Source organism: Amycolatopsis sp. DSM 110486, assembly GCF_019468465.1.
Lineage (GTDB): Bacteria > Actinomycetota > Actinomycetes > Mycobacteriales > Pseudonocardiaceae > Amycolatopsis.
Genome location: NZ_CP080519.1, coordinates 644,087 through 662,112 on the forward strand (window position 1 = coordinate 644,087; position 18,026 = coordinate 662,112).

Genomic DNA, 18,026 nt, shown 5'->3' on the forward strand with positions numbered 1-18,026 from the left:
CTCCCGAGTCTCGGCTCGCGCGCCACGCGGACGCCATCGGCAACGTGTACGGAGTCCCGCGACCGGCCGTACAGTCTGTGCCTGCCGGTGTGCGAAAGAGGGGCGAGAACCGGATGTACCCGACCGTGTCCGAGGTGCTCGCGCTGCCGGCCCTGCGCCAGGGCCGGCCGCACGTCGTGGCGGGCAGCGCGGGGCTCGACCGGCCGGTGCGCTGGGCGCACGTGGCCGAGGTCGCCGACATCGCCCACCTCCTGCGCGGCGGCGAGCTGGTGCTCACCACCGGCGTCGCGCTGCCGGACGACGGCCCGTCGCTCGCCCGCTACGTCGCCGACCTCGCCGAGGTCGGTGTCTCGGGCGTGGTGGTGGAGCTGGTCCGGCACTGGAGCGACCGCCTGCCGAACGCCCTGGTCGAGGCGGCCGAGCACCGCGGACTGCCGCTGATCACGCTCTCCCGCGAGACCCGCTACGTCGCCGTGACCGAGGCCGTGAACGGGCTGATCGTCGACGCCCAGGTCGCCGAGCTGCGCGCGGCCGAGCGGGTGCACGAGACGTTCACCGCGCTCACCGTCGCGGGCGCCGAGCCCGGGGTGGTGCTCGGCGAGGTGACGCGGCTGACCGAGCAGCCGGTGGTGCTGGAGACGCTGGCCCACGAGGTGCTCGCCTACGACGCGGCCGGCACGGATCCCGCCGAGCTGCTCACGGGCTGGCCGGCGCGCTCGCGCGTGGTTCAGCTCGGCGAACGCACGGGCTACCACGCGAACGCGGGCTGGCTCGTGACCGTGGTCGGCGCTCGCGGCCACGACTGGGGCCGGCTCGTGCTCGTCTGCGCGGAACCGCCGCCGCACCGCCACCGCGTGGTGGCCGAACGCGCGGCATCGGCGCTGGCCGTGCACCGGCTGGTGGCCCGCGACTCCGACACGCTGGAACGCCTGGCGCACCGGGCGGTGGTCACGGAACTGCTGGCTTCGCCGGCGCCGTCGATGGAACTGCTCGCGCGGGCGTCGGCGCTGGCCGTGCCGCTGACCGGGCGGAGCCTGATCGGCCTCGCGGTGCGCCCGCGCATCACGGCCACCACGCGGCAGTCGCTGTCGACGCCGCCGCTGCTGCGGGAGCTGGCCGAGGCGACGGCGCTGGCCGCGCGGCGGGCGAAGGTGTCGGCGCTCGTCGCGACCGACGAGACGGGCGTGCGGGCCTTGCTCGCCCTTTCGCCCGAGGCACACGCCGACGCCGTGCTGCAGCGGCTGGCCGCCGACATCCACGAGGCCCGCGCGAGCGCGCCCGCCGTGCTCGCCGTCGGCACGACCGTGACGGGGCCCGCCGAGGCCCGGCGGACGCTGGTCGAGGCCGCGCAGGTGGCCGCGGCCGCGTTGAGCGAAGAAACCGAACGGCCGCTGCACCGGCTGCGCGACGTGCGGCTGCGCGGCCTGCTGCACCTGTTGGCCGACGACGAGCGCGTGACGTCGTTCGCCGCGCGCGAGCTGGGGCCACTGCTGCAGCGCGACGCCGCTTCGGGCAGCCGGCTGGTGCAGGCGCTGCGGCACTACTGCGCCCACGGCGGCAACAAGTCGGCGGCGGCCGTCGCGGCCCACACCTCGCGCACGGCGTACTACCAGCAGCTCGCGCGGATCGAGCAGGTTCTCGGCGTGCGGCTGGAAGACCCGGAGTCGATGTTGTCGCTCTACGTCGCGCTCCTGGCCCACGACCTGACCGGTGACCCCACCCTTTCGGGGGAGGAAAACTCACCCGGACGTGCAGCACAGTGATCAGCTTCCGGCTGCCGATAGCCGAAGTATGGTGTTTTCTTCCTTCGCTCCGATCGCCGCGTGCGTGCTCGGCCTCAGTGGTGTCGCGGCCCCTCAACTGCCCGCGTCCACGCTCCAGCTGAGCCTGCACGAGACGACGGGCCGCCTCAGCTCGGTTTCGCTCACCTGCGACCCGGCCGGCGGCAGCCACCCCGAGTCCGACGCCGCCTGTGCCACCCTCACGGGCGTCGACGGCGACATCGCCCACATCAAGCCGCGGCTGCAGCGCTGCACGATGATCTACTCGCCGGTCGACGCCGCCGCCTTCGGCACGTGGCACGGCAAGCCGGTCACGTTCCACGCCACGTTCTCGAACAAGTGCGCGGCCGATGCCCAGACCGCGGGCGTCTTTGGCTTCTAGAAACACAGTCGGCTTCTAGCAGTGTCCCGGCGGCGGTAGCTCGACGTCGAGTGCCATGGCCCGGCTGAGGTTCCAGCCGGGCCAGCTGTCGTCGTCCAGCCGCAGCAGCATCGGCCCCAGCACGCAGTCGGCGTCCGGCAGCCGTTCGGCGACCACGGGGAAGATGTCGGTGGAGAACCCCCGCAGGTACGCCAGGTCGAGCGATTTCCCGTGCTGCGCGCGGTCGATGTTCGCGCCCGCGATGCGCGCTTCCGGGTTCGCGACGGCGAGTGCCAGCAACGCGCCGGCGGCCGTCGCGATGGCCGCGCGCGGCAGCCACGACGAGCGCAGGGTGACCAGCGCCGCCCCGACGAGCAGGAACACGCAACCGAGCCAGAGCTCGCAGACCTCCACGAGCAGCCGCAGCACGGTGAAACCGTAGGCCTCCTGGTACGTCCACATGCGACTGAGCGCGGACACCACGAGCACGAGGCTCAGCGCCGCCAGCGCACCGAGCAACACCCGCTGCCGCAACCGTTCCGCGGCCGTCTCCCTGGGCGCCCAGCGCAACGCCAGCGCGATGATGCCCAACGTCAGGACCGTGCACGCGCAGAGCTGCCAGAAGCCGCCGCGAGCGTATTCGGCCGAGGTGAGGCCACCGGTGCGCAACACGTAGTCCGTGCCACCGAACAACTCCACGAGCCGGACCACGACGTAGGCGGCGAACAGCACGACCAGCGTCGCCAGTGGGACCGTCCACAAGAGACTGTCACCCTGGGCTTTGCGGTTGCCGTCGGTCGCCCGGCGCGGTGGCGCAGCCAGCACGTAGTACGCCCCCGCCGTGCCGAACGCGCCGGCGCAGAACAGGAATCCCCACTGCACGGCCGAATCCGCGCGCAGATCGGGCACGAGCGCCCCGACGAAGTGCGCGAACGTCGCGTCCGCGCTCGTCAGCAACGGCAGGAACACCGCCAGCACCGCGGCCGCGCCGAGTGTGGCCCCCAGCACCCGGCCGCGCTGCGTCCCCCGGCCCCGCAGCCCGCGCGCCACCCACGGGATCGCGTGGAACGCCTCCAGCGGCACGGCGAGCGCGTCGTAGAGCGCCGAGTTGACCGACCGCGGCCCCACCACCGCCAGCGACCCGGCCACCAACGCGGCCACGACGCACAACCCGAACAGCCACTCCGACGCCCGCACCGCCCCGACCGCCACCAGCGCGAGCGCCAGCGCCGCCCACGCGACGCTCGCCCGCCGGGCCGTCTTCTCCGCCCGCGCGCGGCGATCCACGACCACGATCAGCGCCGTCACCACCAGCGCCGCCAGCAGCCACCCGATCCCCGGCCGGTCCAATGGCACCAACGTCGCGGTCACCACGCCGGCCACCGCGACGGCCGGCAGCACCCCGGCCACGATCGGCACCACCGCCGACTTCGGCACGGGCCTCACCAGCATCGGCGTGAACGGCTCCGCGACGGCGACACCACCTCCCGAACCGGCCCCCGCGTGCGCGGTGAGTGGGGCAGCCCCCTCGACGGCCCCACCCACCGCGTTCTCCGGCGGTACCGCGTGGGCCGGTCTCGGCTTTTCCTCGGTCACGAAACAGCCTCCGTGTTCGCGTTGGCAAATCATCGAGCGCGGCAGCTTCCCCGAGGGAAGCGCCAGGAAGATCAGGCCGGCAACGTCACGCGGATCCGGCACCCCGGCGCCGCACCGGGCCCGACGCCGGCCGGGGGTTCGACAACGGCGATGGTCCCGCCGTGCAGCTCCACGACCCAGCGCGCGATGGCCAGGCCCAGGCCGGTCCCACCGCCACCGGCGCGTTCGCCGCGGGTGAAGCGTTCGAAGACGCGGTCGCGGTCGGCAGCGGGGATGCCGGGGCCTTCGTCGCGGACTTCGATGCGGGTCTCCCCCTCGTTCACGACCGCGCGGACCTCCACCGAACCACCCGCGGGACCGTGCCGAGCGGCGTTCTCCAGCAGGTTCACCACGACCTGGTACAGCCGCTCGCGATCCGCCCGCACGAACGCGCCCAGGGGCGACACGGACACGTCGAAGCGCACGCCGCGCCCCGCCGCCGCGGCCATGGCCTCCGCCTCGGCGGCGACCTCGGCCAGCAGTTCCTCCAGGTCCACGCGCGAACGGTCCAGTGACAACGTGCCGGCGTCGATGCGCGAGAGGTCCAGCAGCTCGGTGACGAGCCGGCCCAGCCGTTCGCTCTGGTGCAGGGCCGTGCGCAGCGTCGCGGCGTCGGGCGACGAAACGCCGTCGACCAAGTTCTCCAGCACGCCGCTCAACGCGGTGATGGGCGTGCGCAGCTCGTGCGAGACGTTCGCGATCAGCTCGCGCCGCTGCTGGTCGGCAGTGGCGAGGTCGGCGGCCATCTGGTTGAACGCGTGGGCGAGCGACCCGACCTCGTCGCGGGCCGTCGCGCGGATGCGGCGCGTGTAGTCGCCCTTCGCCATCGCGCGGGCCGCCGCGGTCATCTCGCGCAGCGGCCGCGTCATGCCGTGGGCCAGGATCTGCGACGTGACCAGCGCGATCAACATGGCCGTGATCGTGGTCGCGGGCGGCAGCCAGCCGATGCGGGACCAGAAGAAGAGAAACGCGATCGCCCCCGCGGCCAGCATGAGGATCGCCAGCTTGAGCTTGATCGACCGGATCGGATCGAGCGGCCGCGGCAGGAAATCGACGGCCTTCGACAGCAGCGCCTTCACGCCGGCACCTCCAACGCATACCCGACCCCGTGGACAGTGCGGATGAGGTCCGCGCCGAGCTTGCGCCGCAGTGCCTTGATGTGGCTGTCGACCGCGCGCGTGCCGGCGCCGCCCGTCGGCACGTCCCAGTCCCACACCTCGCTGAGCAGCCGTTCCCGTGGCTGGACCGCACGCGGCCGGCGCGCGAAGTGCACCAGCAGGTCGAACTCGATGGGCGTGAGCTGCGCGGGCACGCCGCCCCGGGCCACCCGTCGCTGGTCGATGTCGATCTCCAGGTCGCCCAGCACGATCCGCTCCGCTGTCGTGACCTGCGCCGACCGTTCGACCCGCCGGAGCAGTGCGCTCACGCGGGCGCTGAGCACGCGCATCGAGAACGGCTTGGTCAGGTAGTCGTCGGCACCCACGCCGAGCCCCACGAGCAGGTCGGTCTCGTCGGCGCGCGCGGTGAGCATGAGCACCGGCACCGGCCGCCGCGCCTGGATCCGGCGGCACACCTCGAGCCCGTCGAACCCCGGCAGCATCACGTCGAGCACCACGAGGTCCGGACCGAACTCGGCTTCGCCCGCCACCGCGGCCGGACCGTCGTGGGCCACGTCCACAGTGAACCCCTCGGCCCGCAGCCGGGCCGCGATCGACGCGGCGATCGTGAGGTCGTCCTCGACGACCAGCACCCGCCGTCCCCCTTTGTCCATGCCGCTGACTCTAGGGAACCAGCGTGGAGGCCATCCGGGTGAGCTGTGGAGATCTTGTGGAGAACTCCCGTCGTGTTTCGGTCACTTTGCACCGAAGATACGAGCAGATTGTGACGCACGTCATGCACTGCCGGGCAGCGAAACGCAATCGACAGTCTGCGCCGAGCGCACGCGAAGAGTGAACAGTCTGCCTCTGCCACCCGCCCTCGACCGGCGCGCACGATTCCGCAATGGAGCCGACGACACGCGAACACGCCGACGGCCGCGTGGAACTCGCCGATGTGCGGTCCCTCGCGGGCAGCCGGTTCTTCAACGAGGAACTGGCCCCCGTCCCCGTCGCCAAACGCACCTGGACCACGTACAACTACTTCGCGCTCTGGATGGGGATGGCGCACAACATCCCCAGCTACGCCCTGGCCGCGTCGCTCATCGCGCTCGGCATGAACTGGGTCCAGGCGCTCATCACGATCACCATCGGCAATATCGTGGTGCTCGCGCCGATGCTGCTCAACAGCCACGCCGGCACGAAGTACGGCATCCCGTTCCCGGTGTTCGCCCGCGCGTTCTACGGCCTGCGCGGCGCGAACCTGGCCGCGCTGCTGCGCGCGTTCATCGCGTGCGGCTGGTTCGGCATCCAGACGTGGGTGGGCGGCGAGGCGATCTACGTGATCATCGGGCGCCTCGCCGGCTCCGGCTGGCGCGACGCGACGGTGGTGTGGGGCCAGCACTGGACGCTGTGGCTGAGCTTCGCCGTGTTCTGGATCGTGCAGATGTTGATCATCTGGCGCGGCATGGATGCGGTGCGCAAGTTCGAGAACTGGACGGCCCCGCTCGTGTCGGTCGGGTTCCTCATCCTGCTCGGCTACGTGCTCGTCAAGGCCGGTGGTCTGGGCCCGATCCTCGAAGACGGGGGCAAGCTCGGCTGGGGCAGGGACTTCTGGAAGGTGTTTGCGCCGTCGCTCATGGCGATGATCGCGTTCTGGTCCACCCTCTCGCTCAACATGCCGGACTTCACGCGCTTCGGCGGCAGCCAGCGCAAGCAGGTGCGCGGGCAGATCCTGGGCCTGCCGACCACGATGACGTTCATCGCGATCGTCGCGATTCTCACGACGTCGGGCGGCCACGTGCTCTACGGCGAGGACATCTGGGACCCCGCGCAGCTCGCCGACCGCTTCGCGAGCCCGGTCGTGGTGGTCGTGGCGCTGGTGGCACTGGTGCTGGCCACGATCTCGGCGAACCTGGCGGCCAACGTCGTGAGCCCGTCCTACGACTTCTCCAACGCCTTCCCGAAGCGCATCACGTTCGCGATCGGCGGCCTGATCACAGGCATCCTGGGCATCGCGATCCAGCCGTGGCGGCTCTACTCCGACCCGAGCATCTACATCTTCGCGTGGCTCGGGTTCTACGGCGGCCTGCTCGGCGCCGTCGCCGGTGTGCTCGTGGCCGGCTACTGGGTGATCAACCGGACGCGGCTTCGGCTGCGCGACCTCTACACCCGCGACGGGATCTACTGGTTCCGCGGCGGCTGGAACTGGCGTGCCCTCGTCGCGACGCTGGTGGGCGCGGTGCTCGCCGTCGGCGGAGCCTACGGCGGACCGTTCCCCGCGGACGGTCTCATCCCGTTCCTCAAACCGCTCTACGACTACAACTGGGCGATCGGCTTCGCCAGCGCATTCCTCGTGTACGTGCTGCTCGCCCTGCCCCTGAAGAAGAAGGAGGAGACAAGTGAGCGACCTGGTTCGAGCCGGATTGATCCAGCAGCGGTGGACGGGTGACAAGGACTCGATGATCGCGAACGCCGTCGACGCCATCGGCAAGGCGGCCTCGCAGGGCGCCCAGGTCGTGTGCCTGCAGGAGCTGTTCTACGGCCCGTACTTCTGCCAGATCCAGGACGCAGACTACTACTCCTACACCGAGGGCATCCCCGACGGGCCGACCACGAAGCTCATGCAGGAAGTGGCCGAGCGCCACGGTGTGGTGCTGGTGGTGCCGATGTACGAGCAGGAGCAGTCGGGCGTCTACTACAACACCGCGGCGGTGATCGACGCGGACGGCAAGTACCTGGGCAAGCACCGCAAGAACCACATCCCGCAGGTGAAGGGGTTCTGGGAGAAGTTCTACTTCCGGCCCGGGAACATGGGCTACCCGGTGTTCGACACGGCAGTGGGCCGCATCGGCGTCTACATCTGCTACGAGCGCCACTTCCCCGAGGGCTGGCGCGCGCTGGGCCTGGCGGGGGCGAAGATCGTGTTCAACCCGTCGGCGACCAGCCGCGGCTTGTCTGAGTACCTGTGGCGCCTGGAGCAGCCGGCGGCCGCGGTGGCAAACGAGTACTTCGTGGGCACGATCAACCGCGTCGGCGTGGAACCTTTGGGCGACAACGACTTCTACGGCCAGTCGTACTTCGCGGACCCGCGCGGGCAGCTCGTGGGCGACCCCGCGTCGGACACCGAGGAGGAGATCGTGGTGCGCGACCTCGACATGGGCCGCCTCGCCGAGGTGCGCGACCTGTGGGCGTTCTACCGCGACCGCCGCCCGGACAGCTACGGACCCCTGACGGAGGCCTGATGACCACGCTCATCCAGGGGGGCCAGGTCGTCTCGCCGTCGGGCGCCGTGCTCGCCGACGTGCTGGTGGACGGCGAGCGCATCGCCGCCGTCGCCGCGCCCGGCGTGCTCAGCGCCGACGAGACGATCGACGCCACCGGAAAGTACGTGCTGCCCGGCGGGATCGACGCGCACACGCACATGGAGATGCCGTTCGGCGGCACGCACTCGGTGGACACGTTCGAGACCGGCACCACCGCCGCGGCGTGGGGCGGGACGACCACGATCATCGACTTCGCCGTGCAGGCCAAGGGCACGTCGTTGCAGTCCACACTGGACAAGTGGCACTCGAAGGCCGACGGCAACTGCGCGATCGACTACGGGTTCCACATGATCATGTCGGACGTCAACGACTCCACACTGAAGGAAATGCAGTCCTGTGTGGACGCGGGCGTCGGTTCGTTCAAGATGTTCATGGCCTACCCGGGCGTGTTCTACTCGACCGACGGCGAGATCCTGCTCGCGATGCAGCAAGCGCGTGAGGTCGGCGCGACGATCATGATGCACGCGGAGAACGGCATCGCGATCGACCAGCTGGCCGCGCAGGCGGTGGCGGCGGGCAACGTCGACCCGTTGCAGCACGGCCTCACGCGGCCGCCGCAGCTGGAGGCCGAGGCGACGTCGCGGGCGATCACGCTCGCGGCCGTGACGGGCGCGCCGCTCTACATCGTGCACCTCTCGGCGTCGCAAGCGCTCGCGGCCGTGGCGGAGGCGCGCAGCGACGGGCAGAACGTGTTCGCCGAGACGTGCCCGCAGTACCTGTACCTGTCCATCGAGGACCTGGCGCGGCCGGGCTTCGAGGGCGCGAAGTTCGTGGCGTCGCCGCCGTTGCGGGACAAGTCGCACCAGGCGGACCTGTGGCGCGGGCTGCGGACCAACGACCTGTCGGTGGTGTCCACGGACCACTGCCCGTTCTGCTTCAAGGACCAGAAGGAGCTCGGCCGCGGCGACTTCCGCGCCATCCCCAACGGGATTCCGGGCGTCGAGCACCGGATGGACCTGCTGCACCAGGGCGTGGTCGCGGGCGAGATCACGCTGGGCCGCTGGGTCGAGACGTGCTCGGCGACGCCGGCGCGGATGTTCGGGCTATATCCGCGCAAGGGCGTGATCGCGGCCGGGTCCGATGCGGACATCGTGGTCTACGATCCCGCGGCGACGCAGACGTTGTCGGCTTCGACGCACCACATGAACGTGGATTACTCGGCGTACGAAGGGTTTTCCCTGACCGGGAAGGTCCACACTGTCCTGTCGCGGGGCCGGGTCGTGGTGTCGCCTTCGGGCTTCAGTGGGTCGGCCGGGCACGGTCAGTTCTTGTCCCGTGGGCTGAATCAGTACCTTCGTTAGGGAGTGCGCCTTGGATTTCGGGATCGTGCTGCAGACGGACCCGCCGGCGTCGGACGTCGTGCGGCTGATGAAGGCCGCGGAGGACCAGGGGTTCCGGTACGGCTGGACGTTCGACTCGTGCGTGCTGTGGCAGGAACCGTTCGTGATCTACTCGCGGATCCTGGCGGAGACGTCGTCGCTGGTGGTGGGGCCGATGGTCACCTCGCCGGCCACGCGCGACTGGTCGGTGATGGCGTCGACCTTCGCCACGCTCAACGACATGTACGGCAACCGCACGGTGTGCGGCATCGGCCGCGGCGACTCGGCGCACCGGGTCGTCGGCAACCCACCGTCCACTTTGGCCACGGTGCGCGACTGCATGCGCGTGGTGCGCGACCTCGCCGAGGGGCGCGAGGTCACCATGAACGACACGGCCGTGCGCATCCCGTGGATCCGCAACGGGCGGCTGGAGATGTGGATGGCCGGGTACGGGCCGAAGGCGCTGAAGACCGTGGGCGAGCACGCCGACGGCTTCATCCTGCAGTGCGCCGACCCGGCCATCGCACGCTGGACGATCGGCGCGGTGCGTGAGGCCGCGCGCGCCGCCGGGCGCGACCCGGGTGGCATCACGATCTGCGTGGCCGCGCCCGCGTACGTCGGCGAAGACCTCGCCCACCAGCGCGAGCAGCTGCGCTGGTTCGGCGGCATGGTCGGCAACCACGTCGCGGACCTCGTCGCGCGCTACGGCGATTCCGGCCCGGTGCCACACGAGCTCACCGACTACATCCGCGCCCGCACCGGCTACGACTACAGCCACCACGGCCGCGCCGGCAACCCGTCCACCGACTTCGTGCCCGACGAGATCGTCGACCGGTTCTGCCTGCTCGGGCCCGCCCCCGCGCACATCGCGCGCCTGCAGGAGCTCGCGGAGCTGGGCGTGAACCAGTTCGCCCTCTACCTGATGCACGACGAACGCGAGAAGACGCTCGCTGCGTACGGCGGACAGGTCGTCGGCGAGCTCACGGCTTAGGGCTGTCGATTCTCGGTGTCGCCGTTCGACGCGTTGACATGACTGAACCCAAACGCACCCGAAACCTGGACATCTACGGCCACGCCGAACTCCCCTGGAGCCGCGCCCGCGACGCCCTCATCCCTTCGCCGAGTGCTGACCTGACCTTCTTCCTCACCACCGTCCGCCCCGACGGCCGCCCCCACACGGCCGGCGTGGGCGCCATCTGGGACTCCGACGCCCTGTACTTCACCAGCGGTCCGGGCACCTTGAAGTCGCGTCTCGTGGCATCCCGTGCGGCCTGCAGTGTGGGCGTCCGCTTGCAGGGCATCGACTTGACGTTGGAAGGCTTCGCCGGCCGCGTTACCGACGCCACCACCGTCGCCCACCTCGCCGCCGTCTACCACGCCAACGGCTGGCCGGTCACCGCGGACGGGGACACCTTCACCGCGCCGTACAGCGCGCCGAGCGCGGGTCCGCCGCCTTGGTACGTCTACCGTCTGGACCTGCGCACCGCCGTGGGCGTCGCGACGGCCGAGCCTCATGGCGCAACGCGGTGGGATTTCGCCCAGTGACCCAGCCAACGCACGGTTTGCCGGCGGAGCGCCGAAGCGGCCCGCCGGCAAGTCGCGAACCGGCGCGGGGAGCGTGAACCAGGTCGAGGCCCGGCGGCGGTCAAAAAACGCCGGTCAGTCGACCAGCGCTTGATACACCAACTGCCGCAACTGCTGCCGAATCGGATGTGTGCTCGACGGCAGCAGCTGCGTGTAGAACGCCACCGTCAGATCCTCGTCCGGATCCACCCAGAACGCGGTCGACGCGGCCCCGCCCCACGCGTACTCGCCGGCGCTCGACAGGGTCTTCGCCTTCACCGGGTCCTCCAGCACCGAGAAGCCCAGGCCGAACCCGAAGCCGTCGAACGGCATCTCCGCGAACAGCGGCCGACCGTAGGACTCCAGGTCGACGTGGCCCGGCAGGTGGTTGCTCGCCATCATCGACACCGTCCGCGGCCCCAGGATCCGCGCACCGTCCAAAGCGCCGCCGCGCAGCAGCATCTGGGTGAAGCGGTGGTAGTCGGCGGCAGTGGACACAAGGCCGCCGCCACCCGAGAACGAGTCCGGGCGCGCAACGCCGATGGAGCCGAAAGCCTCGTTCCGGGTGGGCATCTTGGTCCGCGGATGCGCGACGTACAGAGCAGCCAGCCGGTCCGTGTCCTTGGTGAAGAAGCCCGTGTCCGTCATGCCCAGGGGCCCGAAGATCCGCTCCGCGAAGACCTCGTCCAAGGGCTTGCCCGCGAGCACCTCCACGAGGCGGCCGAGGACGTCCGTGGACACCGAGTAGTTCCATTCGCTGCCCGGCTGGAAGACGAGCGGGAACTCGGCCAGGGCGCGGGTCGCGGCGGCCAGGTCCAGACCGGGCGGGGTGCCCCATTCGAAGCCGGCGGCGCGGTAGATCGCGTCGATGGGGTGTGTGTGGTGGAAGCCGTAGGTCAGGCCGCTGGTGTGGGTGAGCAGGTGCCACAGGCGAATGGGCTCGGTCGCCGGCACCGTCATCGGGCTCAGCGCCGAGCCCTTCACGTACACCTGCGGCGCCGCGAACTCCGGCAGCCAGCGGGAAATCGGGTCGTTGAGGTCGATGGCGCCTTCCTCGACGAACGTCATCGCCGCCACCGAGGTGATCGGCTTGGTCATCGAGAAGATGCGCCAGAGGGTGTCGTGCTCCACGGGTGCGCCCGATTCGACGTCCCGCTTGCCGTGGGAAGCGACGTGGACGATGCGCCCGTGCCTGCTCACCACCGCGAGGTAACCGGGCAGCCGCCCGTCGTCCACATAGGCGTCGAACAGCCGGTCGATCCGCTTCAGACGGTCAGCGTCGAACCCCGCCGAAGACGGGTCGGTCTCCAGGTTCATGCCGGCGACATTACGCCCTTTCGCGCGCCCGCTCGGCCGCCTTCTCCTCGCGCCACGCCTCGTCGTTCTTGCCTTCGCGCCAGTACCCGGAGATCGACACCGACTCCTTCGGCACGCCGCGATCGGCGAACAGGTAGCGCCGCAACTCGCGGACGAACCCGGCCTCGCCGTGGACGAACGCGTGCACGTCCTTCGCCGGCCACGGCAGCGCCTTCACGGCGGCCGCGAGGTCCGCACCGGACGACCGGTGCAGCCACGTGATCTGCGCGTCGGCCTTCGTCACCAGCGGCTGCTCCTCCGAAGCGTCGGACACGAGCAGGAAGACGTGCGCCCGGGCGCCGGCCGGCATGACCTCCAGCGACGCGGCGATGGCCGGCAACGCGGCCTCGTCGCCCACGAGCAGGTGCCAGCCCGCGTCGGCGCGCGGCGCGTACACGCCACCGGGGCCCGAGAGCAGCAGCTCGTCGCCCGGCTGTGCCCGCATCGCCCACGGGCCGGCCAGCCCCTCGTCGCCGTGCACCACGAAGTCGAGCACGAGCTCGCCGGCCGCTGCGTCGTAGGACCGCACGGTGTACGAGCGCATCCGCGGGCACTGCTCACGCGGCAGCTCCGCGCGGATGCGCTGCAGGTCGAACGGCTCCGGGTACTCGACGCCCGGCACCTTGAAGATCACCTTCACATACGCGTCGGTGAACGCGTTGGGCTGGAAATCGCGCAGGCCTTCGCCCCCGGCCACGATCCGGATCATGTGCGGGGTCAGGTTCTCCTTGCGCAGAACCGACAAGCGCACGCCCGGGTTCCCCTTGCGCGCCGGAGCATCGGCCATCGGACACCACCCAATCACTAAGGCTTACCTAATCTTGCTCCCACCGTACGCGCCCGTCCCCGGTCCCGACCAGCGGCACTGGTCACGCCGCAGGTCACAGAACGGCGAGCCCCTCGGCCACCACCACGCCGTCGTGCAGCACCGTCCGGTCCCGGCCGCGGTCCATCACCGCGCTCGTCGGCGTCTCCCCGTCCACCAGGACGAGGTCCGCCCTGTCGCCCGCCGCGAGCCCCGGGCGGTCCGACACCCCGGCCAGGCGGGACACGTCGTGGCTCATGATCGACGCCCCGCCCATTGTCGCCACGGCCAAGGCCAGCTCGACGTGGTCGTCCCGGCGGAATCCGCGCGTGAACGCCAGCTGCCAGGTCCGGTCCAGCAGGTCGCAGTTGCCGTACGGGCTCCAGTAGTCACGCTGCCCGTCCTCCCCCAGACCGATCCGCACGCCGGCGGAAACGAGGTCCAGCAAGGAAAGCTGTCCGGCGGAAGACGGGGCCACGGTGGTCATCGCGACGTCCAGCTCGGCGAAGTCGTCGATCACCCGGCGGCTCACCGACTCGGAAATCGAGCCCAGGTCGTACGCGTGCGACATCGTGACCTTGCCGCGCAGGTCCAGCGCCCGGACGCGCTCGAGCACCAGGTCCGTCGAGAACAGGCCGAGGTGGCCCGGCTCGTGCAGGTGGATGTCCACTTCGACCTGGTGCTTCTCTGCCAGGCCGAACACCGCGTCCAGGTGTCCCTTCGGGTCGCGGTCCAGCGTGCACGGGTCGATGCCGCCGATCACGGTCGCGCCGGATCGTAGGGCCGCGTCCAGGACGTCCAGCGTGCCCGGTTCGCGGAGGATCCCCGCCTGGGCGAACGCCATCACGTGCACTTCGGCCTGGTCCGCGAACTTCTCCTTCGCGGCCAGCACGGCGTCGAGCTTCTCGAGCCCGCAGTCGACGTCGACCTGGGCGTAGCTGCGGACCCGCGTGGTGCCGTGCACGATCATCCGCTCCAGCGTGCCCGCCACCCCGTCCGGCAGCGGCACCTCCGCCGACCGCCAGTTCTCGCGGTCGTTCGTCATCATCGCCCACACGCCGGGGCCGCCGGTGTGGGGACGGAACGGTAGGCCGATCCGCGTCGAATCCAGGTGCACGTGGACATCGCTGAACGACGGGAACAGCAGCCGGCCCCGGCCCTCGACGGCACCGGGTGCCGGCGCCGGGTCGTGCGGGCGGACCGCCGCGATGCGGTCGCCGGTCAGCTCGACGTCGCTGCGCTCGCCGCCCCAGGGCCGGACATCACGGATCAACACAGGCAAGACCGTAGCGCGGCCGTCCGGCGAAACGCGTCACGCCGCCGCGCGCGGATCGCTCACCCGGGTGTTCTGGAACGCCGTGATCAACCAGCCCGCTTCCGAGCGGACCAGCACGAACGTCACCGTGCTCTCGCGCCCCTGGGCCACGGCGTCGCCCCCGTCGAGCGCCGAACCGCCGCCGGACACGACGATCGCGACGTCCTCGCGCGGGAAGCGCACCGACGCGTCGCCGGGTCCCCCGATCGTCGAACCTCGCAGCGGCCCCTCGAACAACGCGCGGTGCAAGCTCTCGATCAGCTCCCGGCCGGGCAGCTGCATCCCGAAGAACGTCACGTAGTCGGCGTCCTCGGTGAACAGGCTCGCGTACGCGGCGGCGTCGCCGCTGTTCCACGCGTCGGCGAGACGGCTGAGCACGGCGAGGACTTCTTCTCGGTCGGTCATGGTGAGCCCCTTGTCGAACGGCGTTCGTTATAACGAACACCGTTCTATCGACGAACGGCGTTCGAGTCAAGGCCCGATTCGTCTAGGCTGCTGTCCATGACCGTCCCGCCCCCGCCGTGGCGCCGTAGCCCGAGCCCCCGCCGGCGCGCCGAAAAGCCGGTGCTGTCACGGGATCTGGTGGTGAAGACGGCGCTGCAGATGCTCGCCGCCGAGGGCTTCGAAGCCGTGTCGATGCGACGGATCGCGCAGCAGCTGGAGACCGGACCCGCGTCGCTCTACGCACACGTGGCCAACAAGGAGGAGCTCGACGAGCTCATGCTCGATGCGGTCCTCGGCGACGTGCCCGTGCCGGAACCGGATCCGGAAAACTGGACCGAGCAGGTGAAAGAGCAGGTGCGGCAGCAGGTCCGCGCGATGGTGGCCTACCCGGGCATCGCCAAGGTCGCGTGGAACACGCCGGTGCCCGTCACGCCCAACTCGCTGCGCCAGGGCGAGGCGATGCTCGCGATCCTGCGCGCCGGGGGCCTGGATCTGAAGCAGGCGGTGTACGCGGGCGACGCGTTGAGCTTGTACGCCAAGGCCTACGCCTACGAGGCGAGCAGCTGGACGTTCGGCGACTACGACGAGGCGGAAGTCGCCGAACGCGGCCGTCAGATGGCCGACTACATGCGGTCCCTGCCGGCCGGTGCGTTCCCGAACCTGTTGCAGTCCGGGCAGTTCTTCACCGGCGAGACGAGCAAGGACCGCTTCGAATTCGCGCTCGCGATGTTCGTGGGCGGACTGCAGAGCCTCGTCAGGGCTTGAGCACGATCTTGCCGCGCGTGTGGCGCTGCTCCAGCTCGCGGTAGGCGTCCTGCACCCGCGCCAGCGGGTACGTGGCCGCGACCGGCACGTCGAGCAGGCCCTTGTCCACCAGCGCGGCGAGGTCGCGCATGACCTCGGCGCTCGCGGCGGCCATGTTGCCGTCGGTCTTCACGTTGTACTTCTGCGCGGCGGCGAAGTCGATGACGGTGTCGATCCGTCCCGTGTAGACACCCAGGCGCAGCGCCAGCTCGACGTACCCGTCGCCGTAGGTGTCGATGAACGCGTCCACCTTGCCCTCAGCCACCTCGCGGATGCGCTCTTCGAGGCCCTCGCCGTAGGCCACCGGGAGCACGTCCTGCTCCTTCAGCCACGCGTGGTTGGCCTCGCTCGCGATCCCGACCACGGTCGCGCCGGTGAGCTTCGCCAGCTGCACGACCAGGGAGCCGACGCCGCCCGCGGCACCGGATACCACGAGGGTGTCGTCCTCGTGCAGGCCGGTCGCGCGCACCGCGGCGTACGCGGTGGTGCCGGCGACGAACAGCCCGCCCGCCGCTTCCCACGACACGCCGCTGGGCTTCGGCGTCAGGTTTTCGGCGTCGACCAGCACGAACTCGGCCTGGCTGGCGCGCGTGTGCACGAAGCCGATGACCTCGTCGCCGACCTGGATCTCTTCGACGTCCGCACCCAGCTCGGCGACCACGCCGGCGAGGTCGCTGCCCTGCCCGGACGGGAACGTCGAGGGGAACTGCTGTGCGAACACGCCTTCTCGGATGGCGGCTTCACCGGGGTTGATCCCGGCGGCTCTGACCTCCACGAGCACCTGGCCGGGGCCTGGCACCGGACGCGCGACTTCTTCCACCCGCAGGACGTCGATCCCGCCGTGTTCGCTGTACCTGACCGCCTGCGGCATGCGCGACTCCCTCGCTCGTCGATACTTCGACCAACGAACCATCCGCCGGGTTTATGCCCGCTGAGCGAAAATTCAGCCGGCCAGGCGCCGGACCACACCGTCGGCGAGCAGCCGCCCGCGGTCCGTCAGCACGGCGCGGCCGCGACTGTCCAGAACGGACGGTTCCAGGAGTCCTTCCGCCGCCGCGGCACGGGCTTCGGCGATGCCCGCGGCGTCGAGCGCGTCGAGCGCGAGTCCTTCCGCGACACGGAGTTCGAGCATGATGCGTTCGAGGTGGCGGTCGGATTCGGTGAGCAGTTCACGGCCGGCTTCCGGGCTGTTTCCCTCGGCCAGCAGCGACGCGTACTTGGCCGGGTGCTTGACGTTCCACCAGCGCACGCCGCCCACGTGGCTGTGCGCGCCGGGGCCCGCGCCCCACCAGTCGCCGCCCTGCCAGTAGCCGAGGTTGTGCCGGCAGCGGGCCGCGTCGTCCGTGGCCCAGTTGGACACCTCGTACCAGCGCAGGCCGGAGGCCGAGAGCACGGAGTCGATCATCTCGTAGTCGGTGGCGAGCACGTCGTCGTCGGGCGCGGGCAGCTCGCCGCGGCGCACACGGCGGGCGAGCGCGGTGCCCTCCTCCACGATCAGCGCGTACGCCGACACGTGGTCCACGCCCGCGGACAGCACCGCGTCGAGTGAGGCCCGCAGGTCCTCCGGGCGCTCGCCGGGCGTGCCGTAGATCACGTCGAGGTTCACGTGCTCGAACCCGGCGGCCCGGGCCTCGCGCGCGGCGTCCACGGGCCGGCCGGGCGTGTGCACGCGATCGAGCACCTGCAGCACGTGCTTCGCGGCCGACTGCATCCCCAGCGACACCCGCGTGTACCCGGCCGCCCGGATGCGCTCGAAGAACTCCGGCGAGGTCGACTCGGGGTTGGACTCGGTCGTCACCTCGGCGCCCGGCGCCAGCCCGAACGCGCCGCGCACGACGTCCAGCACCTCCGACAGCCCGTCGGCCCCCAGCAACGACGGCGTGCCCCCGCCCACGAACACCGTGTCGGCCGCCGGCGGCTCCCCCAGCACCCGCGCGGCCAGGTCCAGCTCGCTGCGCAACCCGTCGAGCCACGACTTCGGCGACGCCGCGGACCCCAGCTCACCGGCGGTGTAGGTGTTGAAGTCGCAGTACCCGCAGCGCGTCGCGCAGAACGGCACGTGCACGTAGACGCCGAACGGCCGCCGCCCCAGCCCCTCCAGGGCGCTTTCGGGCAATCCGGTCTCGGCAGGCAGTTCGGCTACGTCAGGCACGACGTCCATTGTCCCTCGCGCTTCGCCGGTGTTCGCCCGGCCCTGGGCCACCCGGGCGGAAGTTCGGCGGC

At 70.9% G+C, this 18,026-nt stretch carries 17 protein-coding genes; 8 read left to right on the plus strand and 9 right to left on the minus strand.

Annotated features, from left to right (window positions below):
- Nucleotides 1–113 precede the first annotated feature (113 nt).
- Nucleotides 114–1,763 (plus strand): PucR family transcriptional regulator, encoded by a 1,650-nt coding sequence (locus tag K1T34_RS03195; protein WP_220242801.1) that lies wholly within the window; start codon nucleotides 114–116, stop codon nucleotides 1,761–1,763.
- Between the two features lie 28 nt (nucleotides 1,764–1,791).
- Entirely contained in the window at nucleotides 1,792–2,163 is a 372-nt protein-coding gene (locus K1T34_RS03200) for an SSI family serine proteinase inhibitor (protein ID WP_220242802.1), read from the plus strand.
- A gap of 15 nt (nucleotides 2,164–2,178) precedes the next feature.
- Here K1T34_RS03200 and K1T34_RS03205 read toward each other — a convergent pair whose 3' ends face one another.
- The 3 genes from K1T34_RS03205 to K1T34_RS03215 form a co-directional block, all read right to left on the minus strand.
- Nucleotides 2,179–3,738 carry a DUF4153 domain-containing protein gene (locus tag K1T34_RS03205; protein WP_255638278.1) on the minus strand — a complete coding sequence of 520 codons (1,560 nt, stop codon included), beginning with the start codon at nucleotides 3,736–3,738 and terminating at the stop codon, nucleotides 2,179–2,181.
- A gap of 71 nt (nucleotides 3,739–3,809) precedes the next feature.
- Entirely contained in the window at nucleotides 3,810–4,856 is a 1,047-nt protein-coding gene (locus K1T34_RS03210; RefSeq protein ID WP_220242803.1) for a HAMP domain-containing sensor histidine kinase, read from the minus strand.
- Nucleotides 4,853–5,548 carry a response regulator transcription factor gene (locus K1T34_RS03215; RefSeq protein ID WP_220242804.1) on the minus strand — a complete coding sequence of 232 codons (696 nt, stop codon included), beginning with the start codon at nucleotides 5,546–5,548 and terminating at the stop codon, nucleotides 4,853–4,855. The genes K1T34_RS03210 and K1T34_RS03215 overlap by 4 nt, the downstream gene beginning before the upstream one ends.
- 230 nt (nucleotides 5,549–5,778) lie before the next feature.
- Here K1T34_RS03215 and K1T34_RS03220 point away from each other — a divergent pair, with 230 nt between their 5' ends.
- Genes K1T34_RS03220 through K1T34_RS03240 form a run of 5 tightly spaced genes read left to right on the plus strand, consistent with a single transcriptional unit; the run spans nucleotide 5,779 to nucleotide 11,061 of the window.
- Nucleotides 5,779–7,323: an NCS1 family nucleobase:cation symporter-1 gene (locus tag K1T34_RS03220; RefSeq protein ID WP_220242805.1), complete on the plus strand. Its 1,545-nt coding sequence runs from the start codon at nucleotides 5,779–5,781 to the stop codon at nucleotides 7,321–7,323.
- Nucleotides 7,274–8,116 carry a nitrilase-related carbon-nitrogen hydrolase gene (locus K1T34_RS03225; protein WP_220242806.1) on the plus strand — a complete coding sequence of 281 codons (843 nt, stop codon included), beginning with the start codon at nucleotides 7,274–7,276 and terminating at the stop codon, nucleotides 8,114–8,116. The genes K1T34_RS03220 and K1T34_RS03225 overlap by 50 nt, the downstream gene beginning before the upstream one ends.
- Complete coding sequence (gene hydA, locus K1T34_RS03230) at nucleotides 8,116–9,498, plus strand: dihydropyrimidinase (protein ID WP_220242807.1); 1,383 nt, start codon at nucleotides 8,116–8,118, stop codon at nucleotides 9,496–9,498. Before K1T34_RS03225 ends, hydA begins: the two co-directional genes overlap by 1 nt.
- Before the next feature lie 10 nt (nucleotides 9,499–9,508).
- Complete coding sequence (locus tag K1T34_RS03235) at nucleotides 9,509–10,507, plus strand: TIGR03842 family LLM class F420-dependent oxidoreductase (protein WP_220242808.1); 999 nt, start codon at nucleotides 9,509–9,511, stop codon at nucleotides 10,505–10,507.
- 38 nt (nucleotides 10,508–10,545) lie between these two features.
- Nucleotides 10,546–11,061 (plus strand): pyridoxamine 5'-phosphate oxidase family protein, encoded by a 516-nt coding sequence (locus K1T34_RS03240; RefSeq protein ID WP_220242809.1) that lies wholly within the window; start codon nucleotides 10,546–10,548, stop codon nucleotides 11,059–11,061.
- Between the two features lie 114 nt (nucleotides 11,062–11,175).
- On the opposite strand, the gene K1T34_RS03245 is transcribed toward K1T34_RS03240, so the two are convergent.
- From K1T34_RS03245 to K1T34_RS03260, 4 genes are all read right to left on the minus strand, one after another.
- Entirely contained in the window at nucleotides 11,176–12,396 is a 1,221-nt protein-coding gene (locus K1T34_RS03245; protein WP_220242810.1) for a serine hydrolase, read from the minus strand.
- A 10-nt stretch (nucleotides 12,397–12,406) separates the two neighbouring features.
- Entirely contained in the window at nucleotides 12,407–13,222 is an 816-nt protein-coding gene (locus K1T34_RS03250; RefSeq protein ID WP_220242811.1) for a siderophore-interacting protein, read from the minus strand.
- A 94-nt stretch (nucleotides 13,223–13,316) separates the two neighbouring features.
- Nucleotides 13,317–14,516 (minus strand): amidohydrolase family protein, encoded by a 1,200-nt coding sequence (locus K1T34_RS03255; protein ID WP_220242812.1) that lies wholly within the window; start codon nucleotides 14,514–14,516, stop codon nucleotides 13,317–13,319.
- 36 nt (nucleotides 14,517–14,552) lie between these two features.
- Nucleotides 14,553–14,960 carry an SgcJ/EcaC family oxidoreductase gene (locus K1T34_RS03260; RefSeq protein WP_220242813.1) on the minus strand — a complete coding sequence of 136 codons (408 nt, stop codon included), beginning with the start codon at nucleotides 14,958–14,960 and terminating at the stop codon, nucleotides 14,553–14,555.
- Between the two features lie 96 nt (nucleotides 14,961–15,056).
- On the opposite strand from K1T34_RS03260, the gene K1T34_RS03265 reads away from it, so the two are divergent.
- Nucleotides 15,057–15,764 carry a TetR/AcrR family transcriptional regulator gene (locus K1T34_RS03265; protein ID WP_220242814.1) on the plus strand — a complete coding sequence of 236 codons (708 nt, stop codon included), beginning with the start codon at nucleotides 15,057–15,059 and terminating at the stop codon, nucleotides 15,762–15,764.
- On the opposite strand, the gene K1T34_RS03270 is transcribed toward K1T34_RS03265, so the two are convergent.
- Entirely contained in the window at nucleotides 15,754–16,674 is a 921-nt protein-coding gene (locus K1T34_RS03270; RefSeq protein WP_220242815.1) for an NADP-dependent oxidoreductase, read from the minus strand. The genes K1T34_RS03265 and K1T34_RS03270 overlap by 11 nt on opposite strands.
- A gap of 72 nt (nucleotides 16,675–16,746) precedes the next feature.
- On the minus strand, nucleotides 16,747–17,955 hold the full coding sequence (hemW, locus tag K1T34_RS03275) for a radical SAM family heme chaperone HemW (protein ID WP_255638279.1): 1,209 nt from the start codon (nucleotides 17,953–17,955) through the stop codon (nucleotides 16,747–16,749).
- Between the last annotated feature and the right edge of the window lie 71 nt (nucleotides 17,956–18,026).